We start from the raw sequence: 14,562 nt of genomic DNA on the forward strand, positions 1-14,562 counted from the left end.
CGCGGTGAGCGGCGCGCGTGCCGCGGGGCAGCGCGCGCTGCAAGATCAGCGCGCACGCGCGCCGAGCGTGACGTCCCGCGCGACGATGTGCAGGTCCGTGAGGTTGTGGCCTGTCGGCCCGGTCTCGACGCGCGTGCCGAGGGCGCGGTGCGCGGCGGCGTCGTCGAAGCCCGCGAGCGCGGCCTCGATGCCCCGGTCGTCCATCGCGGCGGCCGCCGCGCGGGCGACCACCGCGCCCGCCGCACCGGAGCTGCCGTCGACGCCATCGGAGGCCACGCAGAGGAGCGCGACGTCCGGCGGCAAGTCGCGCACGGCGGCGAGCGCGATCCACCCCGCGCGGCCGCCGGCGCCGCGCTGGGCCGGCAGCGCCAGCGTCGGCTCGCACGGGATCACGACCGCGTCGCCCGGGGCGAGGCTGCGGGCGAGCGCGAGGCGACGCTCCACGAGCGCGCGCGCGTCGCCATCCTCGGCGGGGGCGGCGACCGCGCGCAGCCCTGTCCTGCCGGAGAGCGCGGCCGCCACGCGCTCGGCGAGCTTGTCCGGATCGGCGAGCAGGCGCGCCTCCAGGCGACGCGCGTCCGCTGGCTTCAGCGACTCGCTGAACGCGGGCGCGAGCCGCGCGAGCTGAGGGGCCCGGCGACCGAGCGCGGCGAGCGCCTCCTCCACGTGCGTCAAGTCCGGGACGGTGGGGCCCGAGCTGATGTCGTGCGGGAGCCCGCCCACGACGTCGCTCATGATCAGCGTCAGCACGCGCGCCGGAGCCGCCGCCGCCGCGAGCCGCCCGCCCTTGATCCGCGAGAGATGGCGGCGAACGAGGTTGACCTCCTGGATCGGGGCGCCTCCTTCCAGGAGCGCCGCCACGAGGGCCTGCTTGTCCGCGAGGGACACGCCTGCAGGCGGCGCCGCGAGGAGCGCCGAGGCGCCGCCGGAGATGAGGGCGAGCAGGAGATCGTCGGGTCCGAGCGTGGCCACCGCGGCGAGCGCCGCATCGGCCGCCTCCACGCTGCGCGCGTCGGGGATCGGGTGCGCCGCGCGCATCACGCGGAGCGGGTGCAGCGCGGCCTCCTCGGGATCGGCCGGCGTCATCTGGCGATCGCGCGCGGAGGTCGCGGCGTCCGCGACGGTGACGGCGAGCCCGCCGGTGATCCGGTCGCCCCAGCTGCGGAGCGCGCCCCGGGCCATCCCGAGCGCCGCCTTGCCCGCCGCGATCGCGAGCACGCTGCCGCGGAGCGCGCCTGCCTCGGCGTCGAGCGCGCGCTCGACGAGCCCCGCGGGATCGAGCTCCGCGAGCCCGGTGCGGAACGCGGACACCAGCTCCGCTCGCAGCGCGTCGAGCGCGCCGCTCAACGGCTCCTCGCGCCGGCCTCGCTGCGCCTCGTTGCCACCTGGGCGGGGGCGCGGTCGCCAGCGTCGACGATGTGCGCCGAGACGACGTGGTGCCAGCTCAGCGTGACCGACACGAGCGCCCGCTGCTCGTCGCGCGGGCTCACGCCCCCTGCGAGCTCCGAGCCGCGCCAGCGGAGCGCGCCCCGCACCCCGAGGAACGGGCCCGTGGCGTGGCCCAGCAACGGCACGTCGAGCGACAGCGAGAGCTCGACCCCGGGCTCCGGTGCGAGCCCGGCTCCCGGCGAAGACTCCCAGAACGAGCCCACGCCGAGCGCGACGGAATCGATGAACAGGTCGAGCCACGGCGTGCCGAGCTCGAGGTTGCGCGCGTACCGGGCGAGGAAGAGCGGCTGGATGAAGACGCCGCCCGCGATCGAGCGCGCGACGGTCGCCCCCTGAGCGCCGAGCGCGTCGGTGTAGTGCGCATACAGCCCGGCGGTCGAGAGGTAGGCCGCGGCGCCGTGCGCGCTGAGCGCCGGGCCCCCGTTCGCGAGCGAGGCGCCCGCGCCCGCGCGCAGAGCGAGATCTCCGTCCAGGCGGCCGTACGCGCCGTCGCCGTCCGCGCGCGCCGTGGACGCCGCAGCGATCGCCGCGATCGCCGCGGCGCCGGCGAGCGCCCTGGCGGCGGCGCGGCGCGCGCGCGCGGGCTCGAACGATCCCCGTGCTGGCTTGTTCGTGGTGATCATCAGCGTATCAGCGCCTCCCGCACCGCGTCCCGCAGCTCGGGCGCGAAGAGGATCCGGGTGCGCGTCATGGTCTCGTTGCGCAGCCGATCCAGCAAGAAGGACACCTCGGCGGGGCGTCGCGGGCGTCCTCTGGGGTAAACGACCAGGAGCGACTCGTCCTCGGCGTAGGGCGTGTCCTCGGCGATGTCGACGCCGACGTACACCTCCGGGTCGAGCCCGGCGCCCTGCGCGATCTCGCGCACGGTCTCCAGCGCCGCCGTGCGCCGCGCGTCGCACCCGGCCGGCGCCTCGCCGGGCTCGGGGAACAGCTCGACCGACTTGAAGAGCGAACGCACGCGCAGGCGGCGGGCGAGATCGGACAGCACGGGATCGGACGCCGCCTCCCAGGCGTGGATGGCCCCCAGCAGGACCTGATCGTCGAGCTCCAGGTACTGCTCCAGGGTGGGCATCTCGCCGACGGCCATCGCCTCGACGGCGGCGGGGACCTCGGGGATCCGATCGCCGGCGGCGAGGCGGGCGACGGCGCGCCGGAGGATGGCGCCGATCATCCACTCTGCGCTCCGGGTGGTCTTGTGGAAATAGACCTGCTGGAACATGAAGAAGCGGGCGAGCAGGAACGACTCGATCGCGCTCATCCCCTTCGTTCCGTCGATGGCGAGCGCCGGAGCGGGAGGGGCAGACGCGGCGCCGCCGCCGGGCATCTCCACCTGGACGTCGCTGAACCTGAGGCTGCGCAGCAGCCACGGCAGGTCGTACTCGCCGTACCTGACGCCTGTCGCGTGTGCGTCGCGCAGCAGGTAGTCGCAGCGATCGACGTCGAAGGTCCCGCTCACCGCTTTGGCGAGGTACGGCAGCTCGTGTCGTCCGCCGATGAGGTCGGCGACCCGCTGCGGCAGGTAGGGATCCTGGCGAACGAGCACCTGGTGCACGTCCGAGGCCGGGTCGAGCAGGATGCGCTCGGTCCAGCGCTCATGGTGGAGCGCGCCCGGCATGGCTTCCTCGAAGAGGTGGGACAGTGGGCCATGGCCGAGATCGTGCAGGAACGCTGCGGCGATCGCGTCGCGCGCGCGGTCGCTGGTCACTCTCTGCCAGAATGGAAGGTCGCGGTCGATCTGGCGCAGCCTCGCGATGAGGAGGCGCATCACGTGGGCGGCCCCGAGCGCGTGCGCGAAGCGGGTGTGCTCGGCGCCCGGGAACGCCAGTGACGTCAACCCGAGCTGACGGATGCGCCGCAGCCGCTGCACCTCGCGGGTGCCGAGCAGGCGCGAAACGATGGCCGCCTCGCCGCTCTCGAACTCGATCAGGCCGTGGACCGGGTCGCGCAGGATCAAGATGGATCTCCACGCGACCCCATGGGCGCAAACGGAGCCGGGTCACTCAGGAGTTGCCTGATGGCGTCCAGCTGCGGGCGTGTGCGCGGGGAGGAGGACGCGTCGCTCCGGGCGTGCGGCGTGGAGCACAGCATGATGCACGTCGAACAGGGGCGGGAAATCAAGGAGGTGCGCGACGTTCCCACGCGAGCCTACGGGAAGGCAAGCGCGGCTCGCGGCGGAGCGTTCCTCGTGAGCGAGCCAGCGATCTCCTTGGCTCCCCCGGCGACGAGACGTGCGCGTGAGATCGCGGCGTCCGGAGTGCGCGGCGCGCGACGGAAGCCCGCGGTGGGGGCCAGGCGCGCCGACGCGGAATGATGCAGGGACTTCGAGCGTAACGTTCGATCGTGACGTAAAAACGCGTCATGGCGCGCGTCGCGCAGCGCGGCACCGCGAACGCGCCGACGCATGCGCGCGTACGAGGGCGTGCGATTACGGCTGCGCCGTACGACACGACGCGAGACCGACGAGATCTCGAGACGCCTCAGGACGCCTCCGGTGGAGAGCGACGCGGCGATCGGAATCGGGAATCAGGAATCAGGAATCAGGGAGACCGGCGATGGCGGCGATGCGCGACGCGCGACGCGCGACGCGCGACGCAGACGATGCGCGCTGCCTGCGACCGAAATTGTGAACGGAGAAAATTGTGAACGGAGTAGGAAAGTGCTCGATTTCTTGAAGCTGGACGAGCATCCTGGTGTACGTTAGGAGGCTGGCTATTCCGCTGGTTAATGTGGGTCATCGGATATCCGGGAGATAGGTCGAGCGCATGACCACGACCAACGGACGACAGTCGGGGCGGGGGCATCCTGCAGGTGAGGAGCTAGGTCGGGTGACACGCGAATCGGGAGGCGTGGCGAGCCGTGGCGATGCTGAGCTCGACGAGTCGCCGAGGCGGCTCGACGCGATCCTCCGCGCCCTCCCGGAGTCGGAGCTCAAGGGCCTCATCACCCGCATGGGGATCCGCATCGACGCCGCGAAGCGCATCGACGCGCCTTCTCAGGCGGCGCGGGCTCTGGTCGGCCTCCCCGACGTGCGCGATCCGTCGCGGCTCCCGACCGCCAGCCGCGAGCTGCTCCACCGCATCGCGGAGGCGGGCGGCGTGCTCGTCGTCCCCTCGCTCCCGGCCGGGCTCGAGCCGCTCATCGCACGCGGCGTCGTCTACGCGCGCAAGACCGATGAGGGCATCGAGCTCGTGCTTCCGGCTGCGTTTCTCGTCCAGCTGAAGAGCTGGGAGAGCGAGGACCCCCGGGCGATCCGGGCGCTGCTCGCGCAGGCACCGTTCGAGACGATGAGCGCGATCGCGACGCACTATCTCGGCCGCCCTGCCACGCCACCCATCGCGCTGTCGCTCGAGATCGCGTGGGAGACGCTGAGCGATCCGGACCGGCTCCGCGAGGAGATCGATCGCCTCGCGCCGGTCGAGCGCCGTCTGCTCGAGGCCATCGAGTCGGTCGGCGGCGAGGTCGACACGCAGGAGCTGCTCGATCTGGAGCGGGAGCCGATGCGCCTTCGCAGCGCGAGCGGCGTGACCGCGAGCCGCCGTGGCGCGGGCTTCGCGCTCGAGCGCCGCGCCTTCCTCATCCCGATCCACCCGAACCGCCACGTCGTGCCGACCGAGGTGGCCGCCATCGTGGGCGCGGATCGCCGCCGGATGCGCGAGAAGCGGCGGGAGCAGATCCGGTCGTTCGTTCTCGAGGAGGACCACGCCCCACGGCGCGCCCGCTTCGCCTCGGATCCGGGGATGCTCGCGCTGGCGCTCGCGTACTGCGTGCGCGAGCCGGGGAGCGACGTGCGCCCCGGCGTCGGGACGCCACGGTCGCTGCTCGTCCGGCTGGCGCAGCGCTTCGGGCGTGACGTCGAGGGCGTCGCGCTCGTCGCCGCGCTGTCGCGCGCGGTCGGGCTCTGGGACGCTTCGGCCGCGTCGCCAGCCACGCCCCCCGGCTCGCTCCAGGTGCAGGAGCTGACGCCGCTCCTGTTCACGACGTGGCGCCGCGGCGGCGCGTGGGATGAAGCGCGAGCCGAGCGGGAGGTGCTCCGGGTCGCGTCCGACAACCGCGACGCGAGCCCGATCGGCGCGCTCCGCGAGATGGTGCTCGACGCGCTGCACGACCTCGGCGAGGGCCGCTGGGTGCCGTGGCAGTCGTTGCAGGGCTACCTGGCGGCCGACGAGCGGATCGCCGGGGTCGAGCGGCTGGTCCGTCGCTGGGCCGAGCGCGCCTCGGTCGAGGCGCCGGAGGTCCCCGACATCACGCGGCGGATCGCGCTGGAGTCACTGCCGGCGCTCGGGATCATCGATCTCGGCGGGGCCGAGGACGTGGCCAGCGCGGATCTGGCGCTCCGGCTGACGCCGCGCGGTCGGGCGCTGCTCGCGGGCTCCGCGCCGAGCTCGGACAACGGCAAGAGCAAGTTCGTGGAGGCGCATGCGCTGCGCGTCGGCGCCGGCGCCAAGGTCTCGGCCGTGCTCGGGCTCTCGGCGTTCGCCGAGATCGGCCGCGTCGGCGATCAGGTCGATCTCCTGCTCACTCCGCCCTCGATCGCGCGCGCGCTGTCGGTGGGGCTCGACAGCGACGCCTTGCGCACGCGCATCGAGGCGGTCGCGCCGCTGCCGGACACCATCTCGCGCATGCTCATCCAGGCGAGCGTCGTCATCGGCAAGGCGAGCTTCGTTGGCGCCTCCGGCTTCCTCTGGATCGAGGATCCCGAGATCCGCGAGCTGCTCCGTACGCGGAAGCCGGCGGCCGAGATGTTCGTCGATCCGTCGCCCCCCTCGGGCTTGCTGATCGAGGCGGGGGTCGATCTGGAGCGGCTCATCCGGCGCTGCCGCGCGCTCGGCATCGAGATCGAGGCCGATCTCGGCAACCTCAAGGCGACGCGGCAGACCCCGGCGCACGGCACCGAGGGGCCGCACCGGACCTCCTCGACGGCCAACATGCGCCGCTCCCGGACCCCGCCGGCGCGCACCCGCTGAGCTCGCTGTCAACCGGCATCGCGCGAGCGCGGGCCGATGCCGGGCCGAACGGGCGGCAGGGGACGTCCGCGCCTGCGGGCCGCGTGGAGCGCTGCGCCCGCGGTGCGTCACGAGAGCAGGCAGACCCTGAGCCGCGCTCGCTCCGCCTCCTCCGGACGCTCATCCCACCTCGGAGGCATTTTTTCGCAACACTTTGCATTCCTGCGGCGTGAGGGGAATCGCTTCGGAGAAGCGTGACGTGTATACCTTAGCTCGATGGCGCGCTCCTCTGGTGAGCCGGACTCGACCGAAGGAGTGGACTCCGTCGGTCCGGAGACGGCTGCGTTTCCGCTCGGCGCGGGGGAACCCAAGGCTGACAACGTCTACACGATCGCGCCCGGCACCGTCATTGCGCGCAAATACCGCGTAGAGCGCACGATCGGCCGCGGGGGCATGGGCCTCGTGGTCGAGGCGCTGCACCTCGACCTCGATACGCGCGTCGCCATCAAGTTCCTGCTCCCGGAGTTCATGTCGTACACCGAGGCGGCGGAGCGGTTCATGCGCGAGGCGCGCACCGTCGCCAAGCTGCAGACGCCCCACGTCGTGCGCGTGCTCGACGTCGCCGCGCTCGACAGCGGCGAGCCGTACATGGTGATGGAGCTCCTCGACGGCGAGGACCTCGCGTGCCACGCGGCCGAGACGGGCACGCTCGCGATCGGCGAGTGCATCGATCACATCGTCCAGGCGTGCGAGGCGCTCGCGGAGGCGCACGCGCTCGGCATCGTCCACCGCGATCTAAAGCCGGCGAACCTGTTCCTGACGAGGCGCCCCGACGGCGCGCCGCTCATCAAGGTGCTCGACTTCGGCGTCTCGAAGATCCTCACCGGCGACACGGGCAACGTCTCCCTCACGCAGACGACCACGATCCTCGGATCGGCGCTGTACATGTCGCCCGAGCAGATGCGCTCGTCGAAGAGCGTCGATCCCCGCACCGACATCTATGCGCTCGGCGTGTGCCTCTTCGAGATCATCGGCGGCAGGCCGCCGTACGTCGCCGACAGCTTCCCGGAGCTGTGCGCGAAGATCTACACGTCGCCGCCCGAGTCGCTCGAGGATCTCCGTCCCGAGGTGCCGGAGGGCCTCGTCGAGGTGATCGAGAAGGCGATCGCGCGCGAGCCGGAAGATCGCTTCCAGTCGATCTCGGAGTTCGTGCAGGCGCTGGCGCCGTTCGCCGCGCCGGGCACGCGCACGACCATCGCGGGGATCCTCCGCCTTCACGCCGCCGAGCTCGACTTGCCGCCGCCGGCCTCGCGCGCGGCCATGTCGCGGACCACGTCGCGCGCGCCGCGCGCGAGCAGCGGCGGCCCGTCGGTGAGCGACAAGGCGGCGCGCACCGACGGCTCTGCGCCGCCGGCGGAGGACGAGGCCCCGCGCCGCGGGCGCACGCTGCTCTATGTGGCGGTTGGGGCCGTCGCCGTCGCCGTGGGCGCGTGGGGGGCGCTCCAGTTCCAGAGCCGGTTCGCCAAGGGAACGGGCGACGCGGGCTCGCCGGCGGGCGCGCCTCCGCCGAACGACACCGCGGCTCCCGCCGATCTGGCGCCGCCGCAGCAGCAGGCGCCGGATACAGCGATCACCCTCCCGAAGGTCGTCCCCGCGGACGACCCGGGGGCCGCCGACGCGGGCGCGAGCGACGCGGGTGCAGCGGACGCGGGCGCAGCGGACGCGGCCGTCAGCGCGACCGGGGCGGCGGCGGATGGCGGGGCCGAGCCGTCCGCAGCAAGCACAGCGGCGCCGAGCGCTGGACCGGGCAAGCCGCAGCGCGGGAGCACGGGCGGGCGAGGGCGCTCGCGCGCGACGGGGGCGACAGGCCCGTCGCCCGCCAGCGACCCGGAGCCGGCGCGACCCGTCTCGACCGTGAACAGCGATCTCTCGATGGAGACGTGCACCGCGACGATGCCGGACGGCACCAAGAAGGTCGTCCCCTGCAAGTGACGCGCGTCCGCGCCCCGATCACGCCGGCATCGCAGCCGGATCGCTCAGGATGGCGCCGGTGAAGCCGGGGCGCAGGTAGAAGCCGCGCGGCAGCGCCGCGATCATCTCGCCGTCGCGCCCGAACGCGAGCGTCCGCGAGCGTCCACTCGCGGCCTTCGGTCGCACCTGGAGCCAGCGGCCCGCGTGCGCGGTGAGCGCCTCGATGGCGCCGATGCCGATGAGCCCCATGAGATCCTCGAAATCGGCGCGCAGGACGCGCTCCTGCGCCTCGGTCGGGCGCCAGAGCCGCGGGGCGCCCAGCCGCCGCTCCTCGCTCGGCCGGCCGGGAGCGGCGACGATCGGGACCCAGAGCACGTGGGCGAGCTTCGCGCGAGCGCGCGACGTCCCCCACTCCGCACGATCCGCGTCCGAGAGCGAGATCGAACAGACGAACGTCGACTCCTGCGGCGCCCCGGCCCCGTCGACGGGGATCGTCTTGAGCTCGATGCCGAGGTGGGGAAAATCGGGCCTCGACGTCGATCCGGCCGTCGCGCCGAGCGCGCGTTCGACGAGCGCGCCGGCGGCGCCCTTCGTGCGCACGCCGCCTCGGGGCACCGCGCGTCCGAGCGCGCGCGCGAGATCGGCGAGCGTCAGGCCGGCGAGCGCGGACGCCCGGCCTCGGAGCTCGGCTTCATCGCGAGGCGGTTCCAGCGCGGGGATCAACGACGCCGCCTTAGAGCATCGCGCGGCCCGACTCCAGCGTTCGGCCGCGATCGAGATAGGTTGGCCGCCGGGGTGCGCCGGAACGTCGATGGGAATCGAGCAGCGCTGACCCGGGGGCCATGGCGGCCTGATACACGCGGCCCCCCCGAACGCGCCGCCAAGAGAGAGCCTACTGCCTAAGTCCCCCCTTGCGCCCACAGGATTGAAAGGAAAAAAGCATCAGGAAATTCCTGTATAACCTCTCCGAGGTCCACCGGCGCCGTGCCTTGAGGCCCGCCCGTCGTCGAGCGGCCATCTCAGATCGGCGAGCTGACCGGTAATACGGAGCAGCATCTCGCGCAGGGAGGACGTCGTCGCGCGGTCCTGCGGGTTATGTCGTAGACATGCGTACATGAACGCCGCGATGTCGGCGGTCCTCGGATCGTCGGCGAGGCGCTTGACCGGCGTGGGGAGCCCGTCGTGCGTGATGTGCGCCGTGATGAGCGCGACCTCGGTGGGCGCGTCGAACAGCGTCTTGCCGGTGAGGATCTCGTAGGCGAGGCAGCCGAAGCTGTAGATGTCGGCCGTGAGCGGGGTCGCGGTGGCGCCGGGCGGAACGACGCCCCAGATCTCCGGGGCGCCATAGCAGCCGGTGGCGCAGCCGGGTCGGATGTGGCGACCGGCCAGGCCGAAGTCGACGAGCACGGGCTCCCGTCCCCCGCGCAGGATCACGTTGGTCGGCTTGATGTCGAGGTGCCCGACGCCGACCGCGTGCATGGCCTCGAGCCCGGCGAGGATGCCGTCGAGCAGCGCCACCGCGCTGCGCGAGGTGAGGCCTCGAGCGTCGAGCAGCTTGTCGCAGCGGATGCCCTCGATGAGCTCCATCACGAGGATCGGCTTGGGGCGCGCGCCGGCGTCGAACGTGACGAAGCGGGCGATGTTCGCGTGATCGGGCAACGAGAGGAGCGCGCCCGCCTCCTCCCGGAACAGGCGGAGGAAGTCCGCCTCCGAGACGCTCCGGGCCGCCGTGTGATCGTACTCCGGCACCTTGAGCGCGAAGCGCTCGGCCGACGGATCGTGCCGCTCCTCGGTGCGGGTGACGACGAACACCGTGCCCAGCGAGCCGCCGCCGAGCTGGCGGTGCACGTAGAAGCCGCCGAGCGTGCGGCGGCTCGGCAACCACGCGGGCAGCGGCTGCTCGGGCAGGGCGATCCCGCCCGGCGCGCTCGGCCGCCGGACCGGGAGCAGCATGACGCGCGGCACGACGAGGGCGACCACGTCGGCAAGCGCGCCCGGGATGCTCGCGCGCGCGGCCGAGACGAGCGCCTCGACGGGCGCGGCGACGCTCGGCTCCACGTCCTCTTCTTCCTCCTGCAGCGCGACCTCGATGGCGAGGCGCAGCGGCTCCGTCGCGCCAGAGGGCGCGGAGGGCGGGTGATCCCCGCAGCGCCGGCGGGCGCCGGCGGTCAGCTGCGCGAGCCGCGTCAGGGCGTCCTCCAGAGCGCTCAGCGGCGAGGCGTCCGCGTCGCCGTCGCCCGCGGCGGTCAGCGCGCTGAGCGCGCGGGCCGTGTTCACCACGCCGAGCGCGCGCGCGAGGCGGGCGAGCGCGCCGCGCACGATCTCCGTGCGCTGCGACGCGCCCGCCGGCAGCGCCGTGACGAGCGCGTCGAGGGCGGCGATGCGCTCGAGCGCCGCGCGCGCGCGCTCGGCCTCGGCGAGCTCCGCGTCCAGCGCCCCCTTCCGCGTCGACCGGAGCGACACCGCCGCGTCGTCGTCGTCCCGCGCGCGCGCGCCGCCCTCGCGCCCGCCGCGCGCGAACCGTGCGTACGCGCGCAGCAGCTGGGCGACGTCCGGGTGCATGCTCGCCTGGCCGAGCACGTCGAGGTCGTCGGGGTCGCCGCCGCGCATCGCGGCGTGCAGGAAGATGTCGGCCGCGTCGGCCGCCCCCTCCCGCACGAGCGCGTCGAGGCCCCGGGCGACAGACGCGGCGATGGCGCGGCGGAGCGACGACCCGCGGTCGGCGCGCAGCCGGTCGAGCAGCACGCCGATGGCGCCCGTCCAGCGGGCGAGCACGCGCGCCTTGAGCTCCGGCTCGCCGCCGAAGTCGGTGTTCTCGCCGTCGATCAGGTGGATGAGCGCGCGGAGGTTGCGCTGGTGCACGGTCACGTGCTGCGGCGGCGATGCGCTCGCCCGCGCCGCGGACCCCTCGGCGCGGAGCAGCCACCGCGCGAGCCGCTCATCGAGGTCGTCCAGGGAGGCGACGCCGGTCGAGTCCTCGCTCGGCCGGCGGTTCAGCAGCAAGAGGCCCTTCAGCAGACCGGAGCCGAGCAGCTCGGCGTCGAGCTCGCGCACGAGCCCCACCGCCGCCCTGCGCGCCGCGGTGCTCTGCGCGTCGTCGAGATCGCAGAGCTCGATCTCCTCGAGCGCGCCCACGACCTCGGCCGCCAGGGCGTACGCCTCGAGCGCGCGGCCGTGCGCCTCGCGCGGCCCCGTCTCGACGAACGCCGCCACGGCGCCGTCGAGCGCGCCGCGCAGCAGCGCGACCCCAGCGCCGTCCATCGAGAGGTCGCGGTGGACGACGCGCGCGAGCGCCGCGAGGCCGTCGTCGCGGACGTGCGCGCTGGGCGGCGCCTCGAGCGCGTCCTCCAGCGCGCGGGCGCACCGCGCCGCCGCGCGGGCGCCGAAGGGCTCGCCGCGGCTCATCACGCCGCGCTGGTCGCGCCGGAGCTCGACGATCGCCTCGGCCGTCGCCATCGGGGCCGCGCGCGCGATCTCGTCGAGCAGCGCGTCGGCCGCCTCGGGCTCCGCGTCGGCCGCGACGGGGAGCCCCCACACCATCGCCGTGGCGATGCCTGGATCGTGCGCGAGCAGCGGCCCCCGGAGGAGATCGACGGCGCGGCCGAGCGCGCCGTCCGGATCGACGGCGAGGCTCGCGGCGAGCGACGCCGCGCCGCGCCGCCACTCGGTGGGGGAGAGATCCTGGACGAGCAGGGCGCGCACCTCCTCGGCGAAGTCGGGCAGCGCCCCCGCGAGGAGGCCTCGCGCCGCGGCGATGTGGCGCCACACGAGCGGCTCGCGATCGGCGAGGAGCGTCTGCCAGGCGAGCGCGATCCCGTCGGCGCTGTGGTCGAGATCGCGCTGGCGCCCGTCGCTCACGTTGCGGAACAGCCGGAGCGGGAGGTCGTCGCCCTGCATGGCGCGGCGGGTCGCGTCGCGGGCGGCGCGCTCGAGGAGGCGCGCGGCGAGGCGCCGCTCCGGGAGAGAGCCGGTCGAGGGCGCCGCGATCCAGTCGCGCGACAGCTCGCGCCGCGAGGCGAGCAGGAGCGCGAGCGGATCGACCGGGATGTCGGTGCCCGCCGGGAGCCAGAGCGAGAGCATCACGCGCGCGCGGATCCCCGCCCCGGAGAGGCCCCGGGCCGAGCCGGCGGCCATGCGCGTGGCGAGGGCGACGAACGTCGCCGCGTTGCCGGCATAGAGCTGGTTGAGCACGCGCCGGCCGAGCTCGCGCCGCTCGGGCCCGAGCGGGAGCGCTCCGGCGATCTCGTAGAGCGCCACGCTCGCCGCGGCCGGCGCGAGCCAGCTCAGATCGTCGAGCAGGCCGTCGGCCATGGCGGTCTGGACGCTCCGGAGCAGGGCATCCGGGCTGAGGGAGTCGAGCGGGGTCGAGCCATCGAGCGCGTCGACGAGGGCGAGCGAGGCGATCGTCTGACGGAAGAGCGCGCGCCGGACGTTCGGGTCGTCGTGGGACGTGAGATCGACGAGCCCTTCGAGGTATTCCGCGCGCGGTCGCATCGACAGATGGCGCAGTCTAGCGCGACGGCGCGCCGGCCCCCCTCCCACGCCGCCGCAATCCTCGCGCGTCATGGAACCTCCCACATCGATCCGGAGCGCGAGCCGCTCCACCGGGCTCCGACAGAGCCACTTCCCCCTACGATGATCGGACCTGCCGGGGGCGCGCCCTCGCCGCGCTTTCCGCTGCCTCGCCCGGGTGACCACGTTGCGGACAAGGCCAACGTGCCAGCGCGGTCGTCGCTGGATGCGCGACCAGACTCGGATCCTCTCGCGTCCGGCCGCCTGGGCCGTCGGCGGACGCGACAGCGCGCTCCGGTCGCGCCGCGCGCGCGCCGAGGACGCAATCCGCGCCACGTGCGCGCGGGATGACACGGATCGAGCGGGTGGAAGTGAACGCCGAAGTGGGTTAAGCGGGAGCGCGCGCGGAGCCCTGCCGCCCTGCGCGTCCGTCGCGCGGGTACCGCACCGAAGAGCTGGAATGCAAGGAGACGTGGAACCGGGCCTCTCGTTCGACCTCGACGCGTTCCGTGCCGCATACTCGCGCTTCCTCGCGCCCGCCGAGGACGCGGCGCCGCGCATCCTGCTCACGGGGCACTCCCATCAGGCCTGGCCTGACGTGGCGCGCGACGCGGTCGCCGCGTGCTTCGACGACGCCGCCCGGCTCGTCGACGGCAAGTGGGACGATGCGGTGTTCCCGAGACGCTCGGCGGTCGGCGCGGCGATCCTGGAGCGGATGGGCTTCGAGCGCGGCGACGACATCGCTTTCGGCCAGAACACGCACGAGCTCGTCTACCGGCTGATCACCTCGCTCCCCCGTCGCGGTCGGCAGCGGATCGTCACCACCGAGGGCGAGTTCCACTCGCTCAGGCGCCAGCTCGCGCGTCTCGGCGAGGACGGCGTCGAGGTCGCGTGGGTGAGCGTCGAGCCGCGCGGCTCGCTTCCCGATCGGCTGCTCGCCGCGCTCCAGCCGGGCACCTCGATGCTCGCGATCTCGGCCGTGCTCTTCGAGAGCGCCACGGTGGTGCCGCGGCTCGACGAAATCGTCGCGCGCGCGGCCGAGATCGGCGCCGTCCCGCTCGTGGACGCCTACCACGCCTTCAACGTCGTCCCGATCGCGTGGGGCAGCGCGGCGCCTCACGTCTTCGCCGTCGCGGGCGGCTACAAGTACGCGGCGATGGGCGAGGGGATCTGCTGGATGCGCGTCCCGCGCGGCTGCGCGCTGCGCCCGGTCTTCACCGGCTGGTTCGCCGACTTCGACTCGCTCGCGGGAAGCGGCGGCGGCGTCGCGTACGCGCCTGGGGGCGCGCGCTTCGCGGGCTCCACGTTCGATCCGTCCGCGCTCTACCGCGCTGCCGCCGTGCTCGAGCACTGGGATCGCTTCGGCCTCACCGTCCCGCGGCTGCGCGCGATCTCGCTCCGGCAGACCGGGCGCATCCTCGGCCACCTCGACGCCGCGGGCCGCGGCGACGACGTCGTCTCGCCGCGCGAGCCCGAGCGCCGCGGCGGCTTCGTCGCCGTCCGCGCGGCGCAGGCGGGCGACGTCGTGCGGCGCCTCCGCGCCCGGCGCGTCCTCGTCGACGCGCGCTGCGATGTGCTCCGCGTCGGCCCTGCGCCGTACCTCACCGATGCCGAGATCGACGCGGGCGTGGCCGCCCTCCTCGAGGAGCTCAGCCGCTAGCGCCGTCCCCGACGGCGGCTCATGGTC

8 protein-coding genes are annotated in these 14,562 nt (G+C 74.1%); 3 read left to right on the forward strand and 5 right to left on the reverse strand.

What is annotated here, in order from left to right; genetic code table 11:
- Nucleotides 1-45: 45 nt before the first annotated feature.
- The 3 genes from WMF28_RS14620 to WMF28_RS14630 are packed head-to-tail and all read right to left on the reverse strand — an operon-like array spanning nt 46 to nt 3,403.
- Nucleotides 46-1,347 carry a DUF4147 domain-containing protein gene (locus WMF28_RS14620; protein ID WP_437602836.1) on the reverse strand — a complete coding sequence of 434 codons (1,302 nt, stop codon included), beginning with the start codon at nt 1,345-1,347 and terminating at the stop codon, nt 46-48.
- Nucleotides 1,344-2,072 carry a hypothetical protein gene (locus WMF28_RS14625; RefSeq protein WP_437602837.1) on the reverse strand — a complete coding sequence of 243 codons (729 nt, stop codon included), beginning with the start codon at nt 2,070-2,072 and terminating at the stop codon, nt 1,344-1,346. Before WMF28_RS14625 ends, WMF28_RS14620 begins: the two co-directional genes overlap by 4 nt.
- The gene (locus WMF28_RS14630) at nt 2,072-3,403 is read right to left on the reverse strand and encodes an HD domain-containing protein (RefSeq protein ID WP_437602838.1); all 1,332 of its coding nucleotides are present in this window, start codon (nt 3,401-3,403) and stop codon (nt 2,072-2,074) included. The genes WMF28_RS14625 and WMF28_RS14630 overlap by 1 nt, the downstream gene beginning before the upstream one ends.
- 871 nt (nt 3,404-4,274) lie before the next feature.
- Here WMF28_RS14630 and WMF28_RS14635 point away from each other — a divergent pair.
- Nucleotides 4,275-6,413: a hypothetical protein gene (locus WMF28_RS14635; protein WP_437602839.1), complete on the forward strand. Its 2,139-nt coding sequence runs from the start codon at nt 4,275-4,277 to the stop codon at nt 6,411-6,413.
- Between the two features lie 255 nt (nt 6,414-6,668).
- A complete protein-coding gene (locus WMF28_RS14640) occupies nt 6,669-8,384 on the forward strand; it encodes a serine/threonine-protein kinase (protein WP_437602840.1) in 1,716 nt (571 codons plus the stop codon).
- 18 nt (nt 8,385-8,402) lie between these two features.
- Here WMF28_RS14640 and mutH read toward each other — a convergent pair whose 3' ends face one another.
- On the reverse strand, nt 8,403-9,086 hold the full coding sequence (gene mutH, locus WMF28_RS14645; RefSeq protein WP_437602841.1) for a DNA mismatch repair endonuclease MutH: 684 nt from the start codon (nt 9,084-9,086) through the stop codon (nt 8,403-8,405).
- Between the two features lie 219 nt (nt 9,087-9,305).
- Nucleotides 9,306-12,929: a protein kinase domain-containing protein gene (locus WMF28_RS14650; RefSeq protein ID WP_437602842.1), complete on the reverse strand. Its 3,624-nt coding sequence runs from the start codon at nt 12,927-12,929 to the stop codon at nt 9,306-9,308.
- 418 nt (nt 12,930-13,347) lie between these two features.
- Between WMF28_RS14650 and WMF28_RS14655 the strand changes: the two genes are divergently transcribed.
- Complete coding sequence (locus tag WMF28_RS14655) at nt 13,348-14,535, forward strand: aminotransferase class V-fold PLP-dependent enzyme (protein WP_437602843.1); 1,188 nt, start codon at nt 13,348-13,350, stop codon at nt 14,533-14,535.
- Nucleotides 14,536-14,562 lie beyond the last annotated feature (27 nt).

It is taken from the genome of Sorangium sp. So ce590 (assembly GCF_051521365.1).
Taxonomy (GTDB): Bacteria; Myxococcota_A; Polyangia; order Polyangiales; family Polyangiaceae; genus Sorangium.

Bases quoted from the DNA above. Each gene is read 5' to 3' on its own strand.
- WMF28_RS14625 (WP_437602837.1), bottom strand. From the start codon at position 2,072: ATGATCACCACGAACAAGCCAGCACGGGGATCGTTCGAGCCCGCGCGC.
- WMF28_RS14640 (WP_437602840.1), top strand. From the start codon at position 6,669: ATGGCGCGCTCCTCTGGTGAGCCGGACTCGACCGAAGGAGTGGACTCC.
- WMF28_RS14650 (WP_437602842.1), bottom strand. From the start codon at position 12,929: ATGACGCGCGAGGATTGCGGCGGCGTGGGAGGGGGGCCGGCGCGCCGT.